The following is a 20,255-nucleotide window of genomic DNA, read 5'->3' as shown; positions in this document are numbered from 1 at the left end:
ACGAGATCGTCGGCGGCACGGCGCCCGTCATCGCCTCCGCGTGCATCTGAGCTCGCTGAACAAACCCGTTGAGTGAGCACGGTGGCCGGGGAGGGCGCTGCGCGCCTGTCCCGGCCACCGTCGCGTTTGGAGCACGCACGGAAAGGCAGCCCAGTGACCCAGCAGCGAACCGGCGGCGCGTCGGAGCTCTCCTACGCACAGGAGCACGAGTACGGGCGGCAGCAGGAGAAACGGCAGCCCATGAAGGTCGTTCAGCTCTCCGAGCGGATTGAGGGCCCGCTGGACGTGCGGGCCCTGCATCGCGCTCTGTCGACGCTGGTGAGGATGCACGAGGCCCTGCGGCTGCGGGTGGGCCCGGCATCCGACGGACGGCCCGTGCAGTGGCTCGCCGATGCGCCCCCGCCCGACGGCCTGCTCGACGCCCGCCGGATCAAGGCCCGTTCACCCGAGCAGTTCGGGACGTACGTGGCCGGGGTCCGCGCCCGGGCCCTCTCGGAGCCCTTCGACCTGACGAGCCGGCCTCCCTTCCGTTTCCGTCTCTTCCGCTACTCCGAGCAGTTGCACGCGTTCACCGCCGATCTGCCGGCGCTGACCGCCGACCTCGCCAGCCGGTCCCTCTTCCGCGGCCGGCTGTGGGAGGCCTACGGCGCGGCGCTGGCGGGCCAGGACTACGTGAGCGATGCCGAAGGGGACGGGTTGCTCGCCGCGATCGGGCAGGCCCGTGAGAAGCACGCCCAGCGCTCCGCCACGGTCGAGCACCGCTACTGGTCGCGGAAATTCGAGACCATGGCCGCGCTGTCCGACAACCCCCCGGAGGATTCCGGGAGCAGAGCCGGCGCCCCCTCCGACGGCCCGGCGCCTCCCGCGATCACACGTTTTTCGTTCATTCCCGGCCCGGCCGTCGCCTCCGTCCAGCGAAGCTGCCGGGAGGCCAAAGTGACGTTCTTCCAGTTTGCGCTCGCCCATTTCGCCCGGACCTTTTTCCTGCGCACGACGCGGGCCGGTCTGGCGATGACGCTTCCACTGGACACACGGAGCGCCGGGGAACGGGCCATCGTGGGAAAATTCTCACGGGGTCTTCCGATTCTTGTCGAACGCTCGGAGGAATTCACGACGCTTCTTCGCCGGATCGGCTCCGAGCTGATGCAGACGATGCGTCATCAGCACATCTCGTACGCCGATCTGTACCGGGCGCAGAACCTGCCGGGCCGGGCGGGCGGCGGTCTTCGCGAGGCCACAGTCCGCTACACCCTGCATGGAGAGCGTTTCGTGGACGCCGGTCCCGGCGGGCTGCGTGTCACGCACAACGCTTTCGCCCCCCACGTCAGCTACACCTGCGACGGCATCAGTTTCATCATCAACGAATACGGCCAGGGCGTGACGTTCGTCCTCTGTTTCGATCCCCGTGAGTTCTCGGTGGCGCAGGCGGACCGCTTCACGGCGGACCTGAACTCGGCGCTCGGCGCCGTTGCCCGCCCGGAATCGCCGTGGGCCGTCTTCCCGGGAGACCCCTCGTGACCATGTCCCCATCCTCCCCGCCCCGGTCGGCGTCGCCCCAGAACAGGGACGGCGCACCCGCGGCGAACACCCCGTCACCGGCCGCGGCGTCCCGTTCCGGCCCGCTGCGTTACCGCCGTCAGGCGGTCAAGGCACGCGGCGGATCCAGGGAGTGCGGCCAGGCACTGGAGACTGGCCGACTGCTGAGCCGTCCGCTCCTGGTGCGGCGCCTGGCCGAAAGGTTGCTGCCCTCGCGCGATCGGCGGCGCGTGCCGGTGCGGCTCCAGGCGCAGACCAGCGACTGCGGTGCGGCCAGCCTCTCCATGGTGCTGGCCCTGCACGGAGTCGACGTGCCGGTGCGGGACCTGCGTGATGCCACCGCCACCGGCAGGGACGGCGTCTCCGCCCGCCGGCTCCTGGACGTCGCCCGCGGGTACGGGTTCGAGGGACGGGGCGTGCGGGTGCCGTTGCAGCGGCTGCACGATCTGCCCACCGGCGCCATCCTGTTCTGGAACTTCGACCACTTCGTGGTGCTGGAGCGGGTCAGCGGGCCGTGGGTCTACCTCGTCGACCCGCAGCACGGCCGCAGGCGGCTGCCGCTGGAGCAGGTCGGAGACTCGTTCACCGGTGTGGCGCTGGTCCTGACCCCGCCGCTGAAAAATCCCTCCGCGGGGCATACCCCGAAGCGCCCGGCCGGAACCGCCCGGCCCTGGCGCTATCTGCGGCTGTTCCTTCCCGGAACGCGCCGCTGGACGCCCTTCGTGGTGTGCTCGCTGCTGCTGCTCGGCTTCAACCTCGCCACCCCGCTGGCCACGAACTACGTGGTGGAGAGCGTGGCGCCGGGGCACGCCGTCGGCCACCTGGAGTTCCTCGCCGTCGGGCTGGTCTGCCTCGTCGGCCTCGACTTCGTCCTGCAGTTCGTCCGCTCCGCGGCGTTCCTCGCCATCCAGACACTGGTCGACGAGACGGTGACCCTGGGCATCGTGCACCGGCTGTTCGCGCTGCCATACGGGTTTTTCACCAGCCGCAGTCCGGGCGATCTGCAGCAGCGGGTACGGACCAGCTCGACCGTGCGGCAGACGCTCTCCGCCACCGCCTTCGCCAGTGTCTTCGACGGGTTGCTGATCCTCGTCTACATGGCCCTGTTGCTGATCGCCGATCCGCTGCTCGCCGCCTTCGTCATCGTGTTGGCGCTCCTCCAGGTCGCGCTCGTGGCCCTTTTCTGGCGGCGCCAGGGGTACGCGGGTGCCGACGCTTTGGAGGCGCAGGCGCGGGCAGACGGGGAACTGACCGAACTTCTGGAGGGCATGGGAACCCTGAAGTCGGCCGGTCTGGAAGCCGTGGCCGGCCGGCGGTGGAGCCAGACCCTCGCCGAGGAGCTGAACACCCGGCTGCGCAGTCGGCGTTTGGCGGCCCTGGCGTCGAGCCTGAGCATCGCTTTGCAGGTCGGTGCTCCGCTGCTCATCCTGGTCGCTGGTTCGGTCCGCATCTCGCAGGGCGGGATCTCCGAAGGCAGGGTGCTGGGCTTCAGCGTGCTGGCCATGGGCCTGTTGGTGCCGCTCGCCAACCTGGCCCAGGTCTGCCTGCAGACGTCGGCGCTGGGCGCATCCCTCTCCCGGCTGAGCGACATCCTGGAGTCCCCGGTGGAGCGCGTGCCCGGCACGATGGGGCCGCGCGTGGCGGGCGATCTCGCGGTGGAGAACGTCTCCTTCGCCTACCAGGGCGGTCCTGCGGTACTCGCCGACGTCTCGTTCGACGTGCCGCGCGGCAGCTTCACCACGCTCATCGGGGCGTCGGGCTCGGGCAAGTCGACCTGCGGGCTGCTGCTGGCCGGTCTGTACGCCCCCACCGCGGGGCGGGTGCTGGCCGGCGGTCAGGACCTCGCCTCGGTCGACACTGCCGAATACCGCCGCGCCATCGCCTTCGTCACCCAAGACGCAAGGCTGTTCGGCGCCAGCATCCGGGACAACATCGCCTGGGGCGGCACCGACGTCTCGGATGCGGACGTGGAGGAGGCAGCCCGGGTGGCGGGCATCCACGAGGACGTGGCGGCCATGCCCATGGGCTACCAGACCCTCCTCGCCTCGGGTGGCGGCGGGCTCTCGGGCGGCCAGCGGCAGCGGGTGGTGCTGGCTCGTGCGCTGGTACGCAGACCGCGGCTGCTCATCCTCGACGAGGCAACCAGCGCGCTCGATCCGGTGGTCGAGCGGGAGGTGTTCCAGCGCCTGACCGCGCTGGACTGCACCCTGGTGGTGATCGCCCACCGGCTGACCGCGGTGGAGGATGCCGACCAGGTGGTGGTGCTGGAGAAGGGCCGCGTCGTGCAGCACGGCCGGCACCGCGATCTGATGGCCGCCGACGGCCCGTACCGGGAGCTGGCCTCGTGAGCGCCGCGGCCGGGACGTCCAAGGCCCCGAAGGCCGACGGTCATCTCGCGTGTGCGGGCGAAGCCGCCGGGGCGATCGCCGGCGGGCCCGTACCGGACGTGGTGGCGCTGCTCGATGGAGCGGCCGGACGCTTCGGGGAGCGTCCTGGTGTCACCGACCACGCGGGCAGCTGGACCTGGCGCCGGCTACAGGCTGCGAGCCGTCGCGTCGCCGGTGCTCTGCTGGCCCTGGGGGTCGCTCCGGGCGACCGGGTGCTGGTGGTGCTGCCGCCCGGCCGTCAGTTCGCGGCGGTGCTCTTCGGCGCGATGCGGGTCGGCGCCGCCGTCGTACCGGCAGGCAGCTCCGCCTCGCCGTTCGAACTGAGCTGGGTACTGACCGATGCCCAGCCCCGTGTGCTCGTGTCGGACCGCGCCGAACTCACCGCCCTCGCCGAGCGTGTGGGAGCAAGGGCCATCACCCCGGTGGCGCTGCTGGACGGGCCGGTGGCCGAGCCGGTGGCCGTCCTTGCCGACGGCACGGCCCTGCTGCTGTACACCTCCGGCTCCACCGGCCGCCCGAAGGGCATTGTCTGCCCGCACCGGGCAGTCGCCTTCGCCACCGGGGCGATCTTTCGGCGGCTGGCCTACCGCCCGGACGACGTGGTGTTCACCCGGCTCCCGCTCTCCTTCGACTACGGGCTCTACCAGATCTTCCTCTGCGCCCTGGCGGGGGCCGAACTGGTGCTGCCGCAAGGCGCCGCCTCGTCCCGTGAGCTGGTGGCGCTGCGCGCGGCCGGGGCCACCGTCGTACCGGTCGTCCCCACGTACGCCGCCATGCTGGCGCGGCTCGCGGCCCGCGACCGGCGCCCGCTGCCGGTCCGTCTGTTCACCAACACCGGTGCCGCGCTGGTGGGTCAGGACGTCAAACGGTTGCGCGGCGCCTTTCCCGGTGCGGCGGTGGTCTGCATGTACGGCATGAGCGAGTGCAAGCGGATCACCATCGCCGACCCCGACGAGGACCTCGCCCACCCGGCGACCGTGGGCCGGGCCCTGCCCGGCACCCGCCTGTGGGTGGTGGACCCTTCCGGGACACCCCTGCCACCGGGCGAGAGCGGGGAGATCGTGGTGGCGGGCCCCCACGTGATGGCCGGCTACTGGAGGGCCGAGGAGCAGAGCGCCCGGCGTTTTCGCCCGGCACCGGACGGCGACGGGCCGGCCGTCTTCACGGGCGATCACGGCTGCCTCGACGCCGAGGGGCGGCTGTACTTCGCCGGTCGCGCGGACGACCTGTTCAAGCGGCGCGGCTGGCGTATGGGCACTCAGGAACTGGAGCTCGCGATGCTCGACATACCCGGCGTGCGGGCCGCGGCAGCGGTCCCGCCCGCCCCGGACGGCACCCTGACCGTGTGGGCGGTCACCGACCTTGCGCCGGAGCGGGTGCTGCGCGGTCTCTTCGAGCGCCTCGGCGCCGCCCGCACCCCCGACCGGTGCGTCGTCGTCGCCGACCTGCCGCGCACCGCGCACGGCAAGGTCGACCGGGCCGCACTGCCCAGGCCGGAAGAGGCCGCGCGATGAGCCGCGACACGGCCGTCCTGGCCGACGGCGTTCCGCGGCCCTTGGACCACGCCGGGCTGCGCGCCCTCGCGGAGCGTTTCGGCACCCCCTCATACGTCTACGACCTGGCCGCCCTGCGGGAGGCCGCCACCGCTCTGCGCGCCGACCTGCCCGCCGGGGCCGAGCTGCTCTACTCGGTGAAGGCCAATCCGCATCCGCTGGTCATCCGTGAACTCGCCGCGTGTGGCCTGCGCACCGAGATCAGCTCGCTGGGCGAGCTGGCGGCGGTGCGCAGCGCCGGCGCCCGGCTCGAGGACGCCCTGTACACGGGGCCGGGCAAGACGCCCGGTGAGCTGCGCAGCGCGCTCGGTGCGGGTGTCCGGCAGTTCTCCGTCGAGTCGCTCGCCGACCGCGACCGGCTGGCCCGGGCCTGCCGGGACACCGGAACGCAGGCGGAGTATCTGGTGCGGCTCAACGGGCCGCGCGGCAGCCGCGGCGGGTCGCTGCGGATGACCGGCCGGCCGACGGCCTTCGGCACCGACTGGCGGGCGCGGGACGACCTGGCCGCGCTGTTTGCCTCGGCCGGGCCCGCCCGGCCGATCGGCACCCACACCTTCTCGGCCACCAACGTCGAGGACCCGCAGGCGCTGGCCGTCGAGCTCCGGCAGTCGCTGGCCACCTCGGCCGAGGTGGCCCGGAGCGCCGGCTTCGTGCCGGAGCTCCTCGACCTCGGCGGGGGCTTTCCCGCACCGATGGCACAGCCGGGCCCACTTCGGCGGTTTCCCGCCTTGGCGGGGACGCTCGCGGCTGCTCTCGACGCGCACTTCCCCGGCCGTGGCCAGGATGGCGGACCGCGCGTGGCCTTCGAGACGGGCCGTCATCTGACCGCGGCCGCCGGCACGCTGCTCACCACGGTCGTCGACGTCAAACGGTCCGGGGATCGGACCTTCGTGGTCCTGGACTCGGGCGTCAACGTCCTGGGCGGAATGTCCGGACTGGGCCGTCTCATGGCTCCCCGGACGATGCCGGTGCCCGTCCTGCCCGCTGAAGGGGCCGGGCCGGCCGTGCTCGCCGCATCCGGGCCGGGTGGGGCGAGCACGGTGCGGGCGAGCCTCGTCGGACCGCTGTGCACCCCCCTGGACATGCTCAACCCGGCCGTCGAGCTGGCCGATCCGCGGCCCGGGCAGTTGCTGGCCGTGCCCAACACCGGGGCCTACGGACTGACCGCGAGCCTGGTCGGTTTCCTCAGCCGTCCGGCCCCCGTCGAGATCACGGTGGACGGGCCGACCTTGGTGGCGGCCCGGCAACTGAAGCTTCAGACAACGGAAGTTGAGGCCAATGACTGATACCGGCCTGCGCGGAGCGCAGCGTCCTTCGGCACCTCGTGGGCGCCGCCCGCAACCGTCCGAGCGGAGCACGCCACCTGCCCAGACCCTCGCCTCGACACCATCCGCGACGGAGACGGACAAGGCTGCGTTCGCCGAGCGGGGACAGCCGTCGTGCTGCGAGGAGCCCGACACGCTCGCACGGCTCGTCGAGGTCCTCGCCGAGCACGCCGATGCGGCCGACCAGGCGGCGGCGTTCCCTGAGGAAAGCGTGGACGCGTTGCGGCGCGCGGGCTATCTCGGCTTTCTGGTCCCCACCGAACACGGGGGGATGGGCCGCGACCTGGCGGGGCTGGTGGAGACCGCCCAGGCCCTCGCAGGGGGCTGCCTGTCGACCGCCATGATCTGGGTGATGCACTGCCAGCAGGTCGACGTCCTGGTGCGGCACGCCGGCGCTCACCTGCTGGACCGGCTCCTGCCGCGTATCGCCCGCGGGGAGCTGTATCTGGCCTCCGTCACCACCGGGCCGGTGACGGGCGGGCATCTGCTGACCGCCGCCGAGCCACTGCGACACGTGACGGGCGACGTCTCGGAGGCGGATGGCGATCTGTGGCTGGAGCGGACCGCCCCCGTCGTCACCGGGGGCGGCCAGGCCGAGGGCTTCCTCGTCACCATGCGCGCGGCGCAGGACGCGGGCCGGCACTCCGTCTCCCTCGTCTACGCCGACCGGTCGGCCCTGACCGTCGAGTCCACCGGCAGATGGAACACCCTGGGAATGCGCGGTACCGACAGCGGGCCGCTGCGGCTGCGCGGCACTGTCCCGGCCGACCAGGTCATCGGTACTCCGGGCGGGTTTCGCCGGGTGGCGACCGACAGCATGATTCCGCTCGCCCATCTCGGCTGGAGCGCGTGCTGGCTCGGCGCGGCACGCGGTGCGCTGCGCGGCCTGCTGGGGTGGCTGCGCGAAAGTTCCGCGCACGACACGTCGTCCCCGCTGGTCCGGGAGCGCATCGCCCGCGTACGGCTCGAACTGGAGCTGGTCAGCGCCTATCTGGAGCGGATGCGTGAACGGGTCGACGAGGTACGCGCCGCCGGCGACAGCCTCGACTCCCCGGCCCTGCAGATTCAGCTCAACACCCTCAAACTCGCCGCTTCCGAGCTGTCGTTCAGCGCGGTGGACCGCATGGTCCAGCTGGCCGGGCTCTGGGCGGGCTACAGCGCCGAGAGCCCGCTGCGCCTGGAGCGTGCCCTCCGCGACCTGCGGTCGGCCGCCCTCAACTACGCCAACGATCGTCTGCTGACGGCCAACGGTTCCCTCGCGCTGCTCGACCGGAAGGTGGGGCTGTTGTGAACGGGCCACGCGCGGTACCGGACCGCTTCCCTTGGATACCCGCCCCTGCTGGGGGCGCCGCACGGCCTCTCACCTTGTCGTGGTTCGACCTGCGGCTGGAGGTGGTCACCGACCTCGACGGTGTCCGCACCGAGATCGCGGCGCAGCACGAGGTCCTGGACGCCGCCTGTGGGTCCTGCACGGACCGCCGGGTGACGCTGGTCATCGACCCCGGCCTTGTTGAGCGCGTCCGCTCGGGCGGCACCAAACGGCCGTCCGCTTCGGTGGAGTCGTTCGCCGGATGGTGGTACGAGACCTGGCCGGGCGAGGGCGCAGGGCGGGTGCTGGCCTCCGGCGAGGGCCAGGAGTGGGACCACGTCCTGCTCACCGAGGACTTCCTTTCCTGGACGGTGGTCGGCGCGACGGTGGACGGAGCCGCTGTCGCCGTGGGCCGCCTGCTGCGCGAGCTGATCCGTGAGGACCTGGTACGGCGGGGAGCGCTGATGTTCCATGCCGGGGCCGCCGTTCTGCCCGACGGCCGGGCCGTGATGCTGCCCGGCGACGCCGGAGCGGGCAAGACCTCGTCGGCCGTTCGGGTGGCCGAGGCGGGCGGCTATGTCGTCGCCACCGACCGTCTGCTCCTGTTGCCGCCGGGTAGCGCGGGCAGTTCGGGCGGCTGGTGGATGGTCGGCCTGCCGTCCACCACCCGGCTCGGTGCCGGGGCGGTGGCGGCGCTCGGGCTGGCTCCCCGGCTCGTGGGCGAAGCCGCCTTGGGGCGGTCCAGGCCCGACTGGCTGACGTCGCCGGCTCGCTCCGGCGCGCTGAGCGAGGCCTCCCGGAGCGCCGGCAAGCTGTCGCTCAGCAACAGGGACGTGCGCACCCTGGTGGGCGGCGGCTTCCTGAGCGCCGCCCCGCTCGACCAGATCGTCGTACTGCGGGCGCAGGACATCGCCCGGCCGGAGGCGACCCATTGTGCCGACCCGCTCGGCGCGGTCGAGGCCCATCTGCTCGTGCCCGACCCCGCGTACCGGACGCACTGGCTCGCCGCCCGGCCCTTCCGGGAGGATGCGGCCGCCGCGCGCCGGGCACTGGGCCGGCTCGTCGCCGACGTGCCCGTGCGGCAGTTGAGCTGGAGCCCTGCGCGGCACTGTGACGGCGCGACGGCTTCGCTGCTCGGCGCGGTCCTGCAGACCACACGCCCGGGCGGCGGTTGTTCGTCCGGTGTTCCCGCGCTGCCGTCCGCCGTCGCCTTCGCCGCCGGCGGCTGTGCCGGCGGCTTTCGTCAGAGCGTCCACCAGCGGCCCACGGAACGTCCGCCGGGCACCACGTCCTCGTGGAGGAACGAGTGACCACCTCATCGACACACGCGCCGGCCCCCGCGGCCGGCAGGACACCGCGGCACTTCGCGCTGGACGGCGATGTGCGGGCCGTGCTGCTGGCGGTGGCCGAGCATCAGGGACTCGACCATGCGCCGGACGATGTCGCGGACCTGCTGCGCCGGCCGGATTTCGACCACGGGCGGCTGATCGAGCACGCTCTGCGGCACAAGCTCGGCGCAGCGCTGTCCGACTATGTGCACCGGCACGGACTGCGCCGCTCGTTCCCCGTCCAGCTGCGGGTTCCGCTGTTGTCCTTCCTGCAGAATGCCCGTCACCGGGCGGCTGTGTTGACGGCGGAGGCCGCGCGCGTGTCGCAGGCCATCGCCGCAGCCGGGATCGCTGCCGCCTGGACCAAGGGAGTGGTCGCGCAGGAGCGGCTCTATGACGGACGCGCGGTGCGTCAGTTCAACGACATCGACCTGATGATCCGGCCCGAGGACCGGGGCCGGCTGAGCGCCGCGCTGCTCGATGCCGGGTATGCCGCGGAGCAGGTCTGGGACTCGGTCTCGGGCCGCCTGCTGCCCCGGTCCCGTGCCGAGTTGCGTATCTACCAGTTGTCACCGGACCACTTGCCGCACTTCCACCGGATCGGCCCGGACCCGGTCGTACCGGTGTTCGTCCTGGATGTCGCCAACAGTCTCACCTGGCACGGCGCGAAGTGGCAGGTGCCGATGGATGAGGTGCTGGCCGGGCGCCGGAGTCTGACGGTGGGCGAGCTGTCGTTGCCCGCGCTGTCCGGCGCGCACTCTTTCCTGTTCGTGTGCCTGCACCTGTTCCGTGAGGGGTGGGTCGACCGGTTCGCCCGGCTCAAGGGCGCCAATCTGTCCCAGGTGGCCGAGGTGCTGCGGGAGTGGCGCCGGCTCGACGCCGGTGAACGCGCGTCGGTCCTCGAAGCGGTCGCCGCATACGGCCTCGCCCGCCCGGTGGCCTGGGTCTGTGGGCACACCGACCGGGTCTTCGGGACCTCGCTCACCGAGGAACTGGGTGTCGGGGAGGAGGCCACCGCGGAGTGGCTGGGCGAGAGCGTGGGCGGCCTTTGGGGCTGACGCGTGGTTCCGCACGCATGTGACCCGCTCTCTCGCGGGGGCGGTCACCGGCAGGCGCGGGCTGTGGGGGAGGGCGGCTCGGTCCGTGCCTGGCGATTCTTGCGGAGCCGGCCCAGGACTTGTGCGCGGCTGGCGTGTTCGGCCAGCGGCAGAAGGTCCTCGATCCGGACACTCCTGACGCCGTCGGGGGTGGGGAGGAGGACCCGGATGCCGGGATGGTAGTCGAAAAGCACCTGGCGGTCCCTGCCGCAAGGGCCGACGGGTCCCCGGCCCGCATCACCCACCGCGACGATCGTGGACAGCTCTCTGGCGCCGGACGCCCGGGCGTGGCCGAGCGCGACGAGTTCCGCGCAGGGGCCACCGGTGAAGTGGTAGACGTTGATTCCGCCGTATATCTTCCCGTCGGCGCCCCTGACGGCGGCGGCCATGGTGTGCGCGCTGACGTCGCCGTCGGAGTTTGCGTCGACGATCTCTCGGGCGAACTCGATGAGTTCGAGGTCGTCGGGGGTCAGTTCTCGGCTGGGAACAGTCATGCGGCCATGCTAAACAGGACGGCTTCAGGGCCACCATCACGAGTTCTCCTGACACGCCTGGGCGGCACAGTGGTCTCGATGGCGGGTGACGTCGGCGGTGTTCCGTGTCAGAGGGCGGTGAACGTGAACTCGAACATGTCGTTCAGTCCCGACCTGAGGTATTCGGCGGATTTCGAGTAGTAGTTCAGGTGCCAGTCCAGCCGCCGTTCACTGACCAGGGAAAGCAATGTGGTCCGGTTGTCGTTCAGGTTCCGGACGAACAGCTCGAGCGTGCGTGCGTAGTCGTCGGCCAGGGAGCCGGACGTGTGCACATCGAATCCGGCTTTTTGGGCGTTTTGGACGATCTCGTCCTTCGACGTCACGCGGAACATCCGGCGTTCGGCCGTCACCGTCAGCATGACCATGACGCCCCCCACCGGGAGCAGGGTGCGGCAGTGCGGAAGGAAGCCCTGCTTGTCCTCGAAGTTCTCGAAGGCGTTGACGCAGACGATGCGGTCGACGGGCTCAAAGAACTCCTCCCAGCTGCTGAGGCGGAAATCGATGCGCGGGCCGCCGGTTTCCGCATCCCTCTGGCGCGCGTACGCCAGTTGTCCCTCATCCAGCGTGATGCCGATGCAGTGCGCCCCGTACCGCTGGGTCGCGGCCCTGGCGGTCGCGCCCCAGCCGCAGCCGACGTCGAGGACCTTCATGGACGGCTCGATCCGGCAGTGGGACAAGATCGCGTCGGTCTTGGCGCGCTGGGCCTGCTCCAACGACATGGTGTCGCTCGTGAAATAGCCTGAGCTGTGGTTCAGTTCGGGATCGAGGTGGAGCTCGGCATAGCTGGTTTCCATAACTTCATTCCCTTCCGATGGCCGCAGCGGCCGACCGAAGACCTTGAAAAGTGGCGGCTTTCTGAATACCGGGGCACACCATCAGGTCACCTTCATCCCAGCCCCGTAAACGGTGACCGTTCCGGCCGGCCATACGCAGCGCACAGAAACGCGTCGCTCTCATCCTGACATCGGTTTCGCCGTTTCACTGCTCCGGGCGGCAAGGGCTGCCGTCACGAGTATTCGGTACTTATGGCTCACGCCGGGCTCTGGAAAAATACTCGTCACAGGAGTGGCAGTGTCGTCCTGCACCACCAGCCCAGCCGCCCGATCGAAGACCGAGCCGCCGCACTGCGGGCGCCCCTTACGCAAGGGCTCCGCTTGGCCCGCGAGCCGAAGGCCGCAACGCCGCCCGGCTCCATTCGCCCGCATCGTCGAACCCACCCTTGACGAAGGAATCAGCGTGATGGAACTTTCGCTGGACACGATCAGGTCAGCGGCCACGGCGAAGGGGCACCGGCACGGGACGGACCGCCTGGTGCCGCCGCGAGAGACCTTCGAAAGGGTCCGCCCCCATTTCGCCGAGATCGGTCTGACCCGGGTCGCCAACGTGACAGGGCTGGACGTGCTGGGCATACCCGTCGTGCTGTCGGTCCGCCCCAACTCGCGTTCCCTCGCCGTCCACCAGGGCAAGGGCCTCACCCTCGACGCGGCGAGGGCATCCTGCGTGATGGAGAGCTTGGAGCGGTGGCACGCGGAGAACATGACCCTGCCCCTGCGCCTGGGAACGCCTCGGGAGATGGCGCAGCAGGGGCAGGTGCTGGACCTGGACCGGCACGAACTCTTCCAGAGCCACGACTTCCGCGACCGCAGGCTGCTGTGGGTGGAGGGACGCGAACTGACCGGCGGCGCCCGCGTCTGGGTCCCCTACAACCTCGTCACCATGGACTTCCGCTGTGACGGCTTCGACCTGCTCGGCCATGGCACCGTCCCGCCGTGGGGCAATTCCAACGGGCTGGCCTCCGGCAACCACCCCATGGAGGCCTTGGCCCACGCCCTGTGCGAACTGGTCGAACGCGACACGTTCATCAGGGACTCGATGCAGCCCGTTGCCCCACGGAACACCATGGACCTCGCCACGGTGGACGACCCCGCCTGCCGGCAGGTCCTCGACGTCTTCCTGTCCGCCGGCCTGGAGGTTGCGGTCCGGGACCTGACGCCCGATCTGGGCATCCCCACGTTCGAGTGCAGCATCGGGGAGGACCCGAGGACCTCGCACAGTCCGCTGCCTGTCAACACCGGCTGGGGAACGCATCTACGCCGCGAGATAGCGCTCCTGCGGGCCCTCACGGAGGCCGCCCAGACCCGGCTCACCTTCATCTCCGGCGCCCGCGACGACCTGCCCCGCAACGTGTACGACTCGCAGCGCGACAAGCTGCGGCTCACGGCCAAGTGGAACGAGATGCGTAAAAGCAGCGGCACGCGCGCCTTCCACGAGACGCCGAGTCACCCGCACGACACGTTCGAACAGGACGTGCTCAAGATCGTGGACGCGCTGCGCGAGAGGGGGCAGTCACAGATCGTCGTGGTCGACCTGACCAAGCCGCACATCGAAATCCCGGTGATGAAGGTGCTCGTCCCGGGCCTGCTGGCCCCGATGGAGTGAGCCCGCCGCAAGCACTGTGACCGACCAAGGAGCCAGACAATGACAGCGTTCGTCTTCGTGGGCCCGACCCTGGCCGAAGAGGACCGCCCGCGGGACTGGGACGTGGTGTATCTGCCGCCGGTCGAGCAGGGCCACATCCACGCGCTGGTGCAGGACAAACCGACGGCGATCGGCATCATCGACGGCAGGTTCCACGACGTGCCGGCGGTCTGGCACAAGGAGATCCTCGGGGCGCTGCATGCCGGCATACCCGTCTACGGAAGCGCCAGCATGGGAGCGCTGCGCGCCGCCGAACTCGCCCCGTTCGGCATGCGCGGGATCGGCAGGGTCTTCGAGCAGTACCTGGGCGGCGTCCTCGAGGACGACGACGAGGTCACCGTCGCGCACGCCGGACGGGACGACGGCCACATACAACTCTCCGACGCGATGGTGAACATACGCGCCACGCTCCACGAGGCGCGCGCCCGGAACCTCATCGGCGACGCCACCCATCAACGCCTCCTGGACCTCGCCAAGACGACGTACTACCCCCAGCGCAGTCTGCGCCTGACCCTCGCGGAAGGCCGCGCAGCCGGGCTGCCGGAGCACGAGATCGACGCTCTCTCGGCCTTCGTCGCGGACCACTCGGTCGACCAGAAGAAGTGCGACGCCCTTGCCATGCTCGACGTCATGCGCAGCGAGCACGGCACGCTGCCCAAGGCCGAAGCCGACTTCCCCCTCCAGCGCAACGCGTTCGTCGAGCGGTCGCACAGCAACGGCCTGGTCCACGACGGGGACGGTGACTTCCTGCGGATCAACGCGATCCTCAACGAGGTCAGGCTGCGCCCCGCCCGCTATCTCCGCCTGCGCCGCAGCGCGCTCGGCGCCATCGTGCCCCGCCTGGGCACACCGCCGGCCGACGCGGAGGCCAGGACATCGGCCGCGCTGGCCCGGTTCCGCACGACCCACCACCTGACAGCGGGTGCGCAGTGGCAGAGCTGGCTGGCCGAGCACGCGTACACGCAAGACGGCTTCACCTCCCTCATCGAGGACGAGGTCCTCGCACGCAGCCACCGCCCCTACGGCGGCGCCCTGAACCTGCCGTTGCTCCGCGCGCTGCGCTCGGATGCCGACTACAGGCGGATCGTGCACCGCACCCGGGAGAAGAAGCACTTCCTCGAGGCACACGGACTCGCGGACCCGTCCGGCCCCGGCCCCGTGGCCGACAAGGAAGTCCTCCGCTGGTACTTCTCCTCGATCGGCACACCGTTCCCCGGCGACATCCACCGGTACGCCACCAGCCTCGACTTCCTCGACGGCTACGAGTTCCTCAAAGCCGTCAGGGACGACTTCCACTACGAAAGCGGCGACTCACCAGCACCGTCCACGGTCCCCAAAACGGCACACGAAGTGATAGAACCCGACAGCGACGACCTCAACCACCACATCACCACCGCCGTCTGGCAAGCCGAGTGGTCGGCCCACTGAACATGTCCCACACCCCAACTCCATGAAACGCCCGAAAGGCCGGAGAGAACACCACCAGGAACAACTCGGCAGCGGGCAACGCGACGACGCACAACACGAGAGCGGACAGCGCGAGGACGGACAACGCGGCGGCGCCGTACCCCTTCGCCGCTCCCGATCCCAGCCTCTGCCTCTGCCTCTGCCTCTGCCTCTGCCTCCGCTGAGGACTACCGCGAACAACACGGCCCCACCACCTACCGCCCGCCCGCACCCGCCCGCCTACCTACCAGCACGCCGTCCACACTCACTCCACCCACCCCAAGGCCGGGTGGTTAGGGTTTCCGGCCGGGGCGCCAGGCGGGGCGGGCTCGTCGCGGCGTGCGGAACGTGATCAACGCGGCTCCGCCGAAGCAGGTGTCGACCAAGACGTCCTGCCCGTGGAGCCGCGTTGCCTGTCCATTCCGCCTCCCCGCCCGCCCTGGCGACCCTCTCGCGGGAAATCACCCTGGCCGCAGGGCGTTTCGCCGCCGGGCACCTGGGCGGACTGACACCCCGCCTACCATTCGAACTGGTGGACGCCGCACGGGAGGAGACCCGTGCAGTCCAGCAGCGGCTGCGGGATCCGCCTTCGCGGGTCGGGGTGTACTTCCTCCTGGCGATATGCATGTTCCCGGAGGTCGGATACCGGCTGGTGTGGGACAAAATGACGGCCGGACTCGGTGGCCTCCTCCCCGCGCCGAGCACGAAGGGCCTGCGCGACCTTCGACGGCTGCAGCTCCATCAAGACCACCGACAGCGAACGCAACCGGGGCTGGCTGGGCCGATGTCCGCACGATCGTCAACAGCTCCATGGGCTTCGATTGCCTCAGCGACGCCTTGGCATCAGGCGCTCAGAGTAGCTGCACTGACCTGTGACGACGCCCCGCGCGTTCCCAAAAAGAAGGAGGGGCGTTTGCCGCCCGCCGAGCCCGGCCGCGCTGGGCAGTTCACGGCGGCCGGTCTGCACCTGTCTCTCCATGATGGAGTTCATACAGGGGATCCGGATGCCGCTGAGCACGACCTCGATCGCCGCGTCGGCGAGGATCGTGTCGAACAGTTCGGGGAACTTCCCGTCCCGGTCCCGGACAAGGTAGCGGGCCTGGCAGCCGGCGTCCTGGAGGTCCATGACGGGATTCCTCGCCGCCTGCACGACCCAGGACGTGGTCGGGTACGCGGTCACACCCAGGACCCGGATGCGCCGACCGGTGTGCTCGATGAGCGCGAACACGTACAGCCGCGCCCCGGACAGGGTGACGGTTTCGAAGGAACCGCACGCGTGGAGCGCGTCCGCCTGGGAGCGCAGGAAGTCCGCCCAGGTGCTGGACGTCCGCTCGGGCGCCGGCGAGATCCCGGCGTCCTTGAGGATCTCCCAGACCGTGGACGCCACCACTTTCACGCCGAGGACGAGCAGTTCACCGTGCAGGCGCCGGCAGCCCCAGCCGGGATTCTCCCGCGCGAGCCGCAGGACCAGGGCGCGGATGGATCGCGCGGTGCGCGGTCGCCCCCACGTTTCGGCCGGGACCGGGCGGCATGGCGGCGGGTGACCAGGCCGCGGTGCCAAGCCAGCACGGTGTCAGGCCGCGCCAGCAGCCACATCCGACGCAGCACCTCGGGCGGCAGACCCTGGAGCGGCGCCGCCGGGAACGCCCGGTCGCCCGCGTCGAACCGCACCCGCCGCCCGTTCAGCTGCCGCTCCAGCACCGCGATCTGATGGCGCAGAGCCAGGACCTCCACGTTCATGTCCCGATCGCTCATCGGCAGCAGCCGCAGCATCGCGAAGACGCTCGCCATGCCCAGGTATGCCAGTCGCAGCAGCATGGCCGGTCATCATGCCTGGGTGATCGCCAGGCGTACCAGCGTGGTCGACGCCGGCGAAGCGGCCGACATCCCGCGAACCGTCGCGCACTGACTCCGAACAGCGCGGATGACGCTATCGGCAAGGGCAGGGTTGCTGGGCCGCGGCGATGGCGGCCTCCCTAAGCGCGTCGCACTTCGGGCGCTCGGTACCTGAGTGGGCGGTGATGTCGTTCTCGATGTACTCCGCGCCGATCTCCCAGGCGTTGTCCGCAACGAAGGCTCGGGGGTCGTCCATCTGTCGGTCGACACCGCGCTTCAGGTCGCGGGGTCCTCGCTGATACGGGCGTACAGAAACGCCACGGTGCGGGCGGGGGCAAGGTTGGCGGTCACATTTGCTGTGTTACCCGGTGAGCTTTGGTGTTCCCCGGCGGCGTCGGCAACACGCGCAAGGACCCGAAGGCCTTCGCCAGCCTGATCCACGACGTCGAGACGAAGATCTTCAACGCCCTGCCGGACGAGACCTGGGTGTATCCGGGGCACGGCAACGACACCACGCTGGGCACGGAGCGCCCGCACCTGCCGGAGTGGCACGCGCGCGGGTGGTGAACGCGGGCGCGCGTTCCTTCGCGCGCGCCCCGTGTGAACAGTTCGCACGCGCCGGCCTCCAGCGCACGCTCCCCGCGCGCGCCGTCGCGCAGTCAACTGGTGGCAGCCCCGCACAGGATGACGGCTCCTGCGCGGTACGGGCCGCCGGTCTTCATTCCCCGCCCTCGACCGGCGGCCCCGGCCTGTCCGCTCCCCCGCCCACGGCGTTCACAAGACCGCAACACCCGTTCCCAGCATGCGGACAGATACCCACTTGACCTGGACAAACACAGCGTTCGCTGTCAATCTCCCGCCATGCACCCTGCCCCGAGCGCACTGCGTCGCGCTGCCGCCGCTGCCACCATAGCCCTGCTCGCCACCGCCGTCGGCTGTGCTCCGCAGCCGGAGGAGAAGGCGTCCGGCGCGTCCTCCTCGTCGGCCGGAACCACCTGTGCCAAGGGCGGACTGGCCACCCAGACCTCCGGCAAGCTGACGATCGCGACGGACGAACCGGCGTACGAGCCGTGGTTCAAGGACGACAAGCCGGCCAACGGCAAGGGCTTCGAGTCGGCGGTCGCGTACGCCGTGGCCAAGCAGCTGGGGTACGACCGGAGCGCGGTCGTCTGGCAGAGCGTGCCGTTCAACAAGGCGTTCGCGCCGGGTGTGAAGACCTTCGACTTCGACATCAACCAGGTCTCCATCAGCACCGAGCGCAAGAAGGCCGTCGACTTCTCGTCCGGCTACTACGACGTACGCCAGGCGGTCATCGCGCTCAAGGGCAGCAAGGCCGCGAAGGCGACGGGCATCGCGGATCTCAAGGGCCTCAAGCTGGGCGCCCAGGTCGGCACGACCAGCCTCGACTACATCACCGACGTGGTGAAGCCGTCGCAGGAGCCCGCCGTGTATGCCAAGAACGACCAGGCCAAGTCGGCGCTGAAGAACGGTCAGGTCGACGCGATCGTCACCGACCTGCCGACCGCCTTCTACATCACGGCGGCCGAGGTGACGGACGCGAGGATCGTGGGTCAGTTCGAGAACCAGGGCGGCACCCCCGAGCAGTTCGGCCTGGTCCTCGACAAGGGCAGTGCGCTCACCTCGTGCGTGAGCGGTGCGGTCGACGCGCTGCGCAAGGACGGCACGCTGGCGAAGCTGGAGAAGCAGTGGCTCTCCGACGCCGTCGACGCCCCGGTGCTCAAGTGACCGTCGCGAAGGACGAGTCCGGTCAGGAGGACGCGGACGACAAGGGTGACATGTCGGCCGGCGCCCCGCAGGGCGCCCCCGACGACGGCTACACCCCGTCCGCACGACGGCTGGAACGGGAGCGCTACCGGCGTGCCCGCGCCCGCCGTGCCACCGCGATCGCCGCGCTCTCGACGCTGGTCACGGCAGCCGTGCTCTACCTGGTCGTGGTCGGCGCGCCCGGCTGGCCGCGCACCAAGGAGACGTTCTTCAACGGACAGTACGCGCGCGAGGCGTTGCCGAAGGTCCTCGAAGGGCTGTGGCTGAACGTCCGGCTCCTGGTCGTCTGCGGTGCCGCCGTCCTGGTCCTCGGCATGCTGATCGCCATCGCGCGCACGCTGCGCGGACCGGTGTTCTTCCCGCTGCGGGCACTGGCCGCGGCGTACACCGACTTCTTCCGCGGGCTGCCGCTGATCATCAACCTGATGATCGTGGTCCTGGGCGTCCCGGCACTGCGGCTCCAGGGCGTCACGGTCGATCCGGTGCTGCTGGGCGGTACGGCGCTGACGCTGACGTACTCCGCGTACGTCGCCGAGGTGTTCCGCGCCGGCATCGAGTCCGTCCACCCCTCGCAGCGCGCGGCGGCCCGCTCGCTCGGCCTCACCAACCGGCAGGCGCTCCGCCACGTCGTCCTCCCCCAGGCGGTACGGCGTCAGGTGCCGCCGCTGCTGAACGACCTGGTGTCGCTCCAGAAGGACACCGGTCTGGTGTCGATCGGCGGCGCGATCGACGCCGTACGGGCGGCGGACATCATCGTGGGCCGCAGCCTCAACTACACGCCCTACATCGTCGCCGGGCTGGTCTTCGTGGCACTGACCATCCCGATGACCCGCTTCACGGACTGGGTGACGGCCCGCATGGACCGGCAGCGCGCCCAGGGAGGATCCATATGAGCGACGCGCCCGTGCTGCGCATGGAGTCCGTCCGCAAGGCGTTCGGGGACGCGGTCGTGCTGCGGGACGTGGACCTGGAGGTCGCCCCGCACACGGTGACGGCACTGATCGGCGCCTCCGGGTCCGGCAAGTCGACCTTGCTGCGCTGTGCCAACCTCCTGGAGGAGATCGACGACGGTGCGATCTGGCTGGACGGCGAGGAGATCACCGACCCGCGTACCGACCAGGACGCGGTGCGCCGCCGTATCGGCGTGGTCTTCCAGGCGTACAACCTCTTCCCGCACATGACCGTGCTGGACAACATCACCCTGGCGCCGCGCCGGGTGCACGGCGTCTCCCGCGCGGAGGCCGAGGAGCGGGCCAGGGAGCTGCTCGAACGCCTTGGACTGGGCGACAGGGCCGGTGCCTACCCCGACCGGCTGAGCGGCGGTCAGCAGCAGCGGGTGGCGATCGTGCGCGCCCTGGCGGTGCGGCCCCGGCTGCTGCTGCTCGACGAGATCACCGCCGCCCTCGACCCGGAGCTGGTGGGCGAGGTGCTCACCGTGGTCCGCGATCTGAAGGGCGAGGGGATGACCATGGTGCTGGCGACGCACGAGATGGGCTTCGCCCGGGACGTCGCCGACCAGATCTGCTTCCTCGACGGCGGTGTCGTCCTCGAACGCGGCACAGCCGAGCAGGTGTTCGGCGACCCGCAGCAGGAGCGCACCCGGCGCTTCCTGCGGCGGATCGTGGAGGCCGGACGGCTCTGA

At 70.7% G+C, this 20,255-nt stretch carries 14 protein-coding genes and 3 pseudogenes; 14 read left to right on the top strand and 3 right to left on the bottom strand.

Annotated elements, in window-relative coordinates; all coding sequences use genetic code 11:
• Nucleotides 1-153: 153 nt before the first annotated feature.
• The 7 genes from IEZ11_RS02665 to IEZ11_RS02635 all read left to right on the top strand — a co-directional run bounded on the left by IEZ11_RS02665 (nucleotide 154) and on the right by IEZ11_RS02635 (nucleotide 10,496).
• Complete coding sequence (locus IEZ11_RS02665; protein ID WP_189260873.1) at nucleotides 154-1,518, top strand: condensation domain-containing protein; 1,365 nt, start codon at nucleotides 154-156, stop codon at nucleotides 1,516-1,518.
• Nucleotides 1,519-1,520: 2 nt separating this feature from the next.
• The gene (locus IEZ11_RS02660; RefSeq protein ID WP_229712789.1) at nucleotides 1,521-3,884 is read left to right on the top strand and encodes a peptidase domain-containing ABC transporter; all 2,364 of its coding nucleotides are present in this window, start codon (nucleotides 1,521-1,523) and stop codon (nucleotides 3,882-3,884) included.
• A complete protein-coding gene (locus IEZ11_RS02655; protein ID WP_189260871.1) occupies nucleotides 3,881-5,437 on the top strand; it encodes a class I adenylate-forming enzyme family protein in 1,557 nt (518 codons plus the stop codon). Before IEZ11_RS02660 ends, IEZ11_RS02655 begins: the two co-directional genes overlap by 4 nt.
• Nucleotides 5,434-6,762 (top strand): type III PLP-dependent enzyme domain-containing protein, encoded by a 1,329-nt coding sequence (locus IEZ11_RS02650; RefSeq protein WP_189260870.1) that lies wholly within the window; start codon nucleotides 5,434-5,436, stop codon nucleotides 6,760-6,762. Before IEZ11_RS02655 ends, IEZ11_RS02650 begins: the two co-directional genes overlap by 4 nt.
• Nucleotides 6,755-8,092: an acyl-CoA dehydrogenase family protein gene (locus IEZ11_RS02645; RefSeq protein WP_189260869.1), complete on the top strand. Its 1,338-nt coding sequence runs from the start codon at nucleotides 6,755-6,757 to the stop codon at nucleotides 8,090-8,092. The genes IEZ11_RS02650 and IEZ11_RS02645 overlap by 8 nt, the downstream gene beginning before the upstream one ends.
• A 74-nt stretch (nucleotides 8,093-8,166) precedes the next feature.
• Nucleotides 8,167-9,420, top strand: a complete 1,254-nt coding sequence (locus IEZ11_RS02640) for a hypothetical protein (RefSeq protein ID WP_189260868.1) — start codon at nucleotides 8,167-8,169, stop codon at nucleotides 9,418-9,420.
• Between the two features lie 80 nt (nucleotides 9,421-9,500).
• Nucleotides 9,501-10,496 (top strand): nucleotidyltransferase family protein, encoded by a 996-nt coding sequence (locus IEZ11_RS02635; protein ID WP_189260867.1) that lies wholly within the window; start codon nucleotides 9,501-9,503, stop codon nucleotides 10,494-10,496.
• Between the two features lie 44 nt (nucleotides 10,497-10,540).
• On the opposite strand, the gene IEZ11_RS02630 is transcribed toward IEZ11_RS02635, so the two are convergent.
• Nucleotides 10,541-11,029 carry a cytidine deaminase family protein gene (locus IEZ11_RS02630; RefSeq protein WP_189260866.1) on the bottom strand — a complete coding sequence of 163 codons (489 nt, stop codon included), beginning with the start codon at nucleotides 11,027-11,029 and terminating at the stop codon, nucleotides 10,541-10,543.
• A 107-nt stretch (nucleotides 11,030-11,136) separates the two neighbouring features.
• Nucleotides 11,137-11,862, bottom strand: a complete 726-nt coding sequence (locus IEZ11_RS02625; protein ID WP_189260865.1) for a class I SAM-dependent methyltransferase — start codon at nucleotides 11,860-11,862, stop codon at nucleotides 11,137-11,139.
• A gap of 445 nt (nucleotides 11,863-12,307) precedes the next feature.
• On the opposite strand from IEZ11_RS02625, the gene IEZ11_RS02620 reads away from it, so the two are divergent.
• The 3 genes and pseudogenes from IEZ11_RS02620 to IEZ11_RS50530 all read left to right on the top strand — a co-directional run.
• Nucleotides 12,308-13,507 carry a YcaO-like family protein gene (locus tag IEZ11_RS02620; protein WP_189260864.1) on the top strand — a complete coding sequence of 400 codons (1,200 nt, stop codon included), beginning with the start codon at nucleotides 12,308-12,310 and terminating at the stop codon, nucleotides 13,505-13,507.
• A 39-nt stretch (nucleotides 13,508-13,546) separates the two neighbouring features.
• The gene (locus IEZ11_RS02615; protein WP_189260863.1) at nucleotides 13,547-14,974 is read left to right on the top strand and encodes a TfuA-like protein; all 1,428 of its coding nucleotides are present in this window, start codon (nucleotides 13,547-13,549) and stop codon (nucleotides 14,972-14,974) included.
• A gap of 550 nt (nucleotides 14,975-15,524) precedes the next feature.
• Nucleotides 15,525-15,662 (top strand): annotated as a pseudogene (locus IEZ11_RS50530) (transposase domain-containing protein); the annotation flags it as partial.
• Between the two features lie 273 nt (nucleotides 15,663-15,935).
• Here IEZ11_RS50530 and IEZ11_RS02605 read toward each other — a convergent pair.
• Nucleotides 15,936-16,810: pseudogene (locus IEZ11_RS02605) on the bottom strand (helix-turn-helix domain-containing protein); the annotation flags it as partial.
• Between the two features lie 396 nt (nucleotides 16,811-17,206).
• Between IEZ11_RS02605 and IEZ11_RS02600 the strand changes: the two are divergent.
• The 4 genes and pseudogenes from IEZ11_RS02600 to IEZ11_RS02585 all read left to right on the top strand — a co-directional run.
• A pseudogene (locus IEZ11_RS02600) lies at nucleotides 17,207-17,395 on the top strand (MBL fold metallo-hydrolase); the annotation flags it as partial.
• A gap of 294 nt (nucleotides 17,396-17,689) precedes the next feature.
• Nucleotides 17,690-18,574: an ABC transporter substrate-binding protein gene (locus IEZ11_RS02595; protein WP_189260862.1), complete on the top strand. Its 885-nt coding sequence runs from the start codon at nucleotides 17,690-17,692 to the stop codon at nucleotides 18,572-18,574.
• Nucleotides 18,571-19,506, top strand: a complete 936-nt coding sequence (locus IEZ11_RS02590) for an amino acid ABC transporter permease (protein ID WP_189260861.1) — start codon at nucleotides 18,571-18,573, stop codon at nucleotides 19,504-19,506. The genes IEZ11_RS02595 and IEZ11_RS02590 overlap by 4 nt, the downstream gene beginning before the upstream one ends.
• Nucleotides 19,503-20,255, top strand: a complete 753-nt coding sequence (locus tag IEZ11_RS02585; RefSeq protein ID WP_189260860.1) for an amino acid ABC transporter ATP-binding protein — start codon at nucleotides 19,503-19,505, stop codon at nucleotides 20,253-20,255. The genes IEZ11_RS02590 and IEZ11_RS02585 overlap by 4 nt, the downstream gene beginning before the upstream one ends.

This window comes from Streptomyces fuscichromogenes (assembly GCF_014645815.1).
GTDB lineage: Bacteria > Actinomycetota > Actinomycetes > Streptomycetales > Streptomycetaceae > Streptomyces > Streptomyces fuscichromogenes.
This window is presented reverse-complemented; position numbering and strand designations above follow the sequence as displayed.

Coding starts and splice junctions, on each gene's coding strand:
- IEZ11_RS02630 (WP_189260866.1), bottom strand. CDS start 11,029: ATGACTGTTCCCAGCCGAGAACTGACCCCCGACGACCTCGAACTCATC.
- IEZ11_RS02585 (WP_189260860.1), top strand. CDS start 19,503: ATGAGCGACGCGCCCGTGCTGCGCATGGAGTCCGTCCGCAAGGCGTTC.
- IEZ11_RS02660 (WP_229712789.1), top strand. CDS start 1,521: ATGTCCCCATCCTCCCCGCCCCGGTCGGCGTCGCCCCAGAACAGGGAC.
- IEZ11_RS02625 (WP_189260865.1), bottom strand. CDS start 11,862: ATGGAAACCAGCTATGCCGAGCTCCACCTCGATCCCGAACTGAACCAC.
- IEZ11_RS02595 (WP_189260862.1), top strand. CDS start 17,690: ATGCACCCTGCCCCGAGCGCACTGCGTCGCGCTGCCGCCGCTGCCACC.
- IEZ11_RS02645 (WP_189260869.1), top strand. CDS start 6,755: ATGACTGATACCGGCCTGCGCGGAGCGCAGCGTCCTTCGGCACCTCGT.
- IEZ11_RS02615 (WP_189260863.1), top strand. CDS start 13,547: ATGACAGCGTTCGTCTTCGTGGGCCCGACCCTGGCCGAAGAGGACCGC.
- IEZ11_RS02620 (WP_189260864.1), top strand. CDS start 12,308: ATGGAACTTTCGCTGGACACGATCAGGTCAGCGGCCACGGCGAAGGGG.
- IEZ11_RS02650 (WP_189260870.1), top strand. CDS start 5,434: ATGAGCCGCGACACGGCCGTCCTGGCCGACGGCGTTCCGCGGCCCTTG.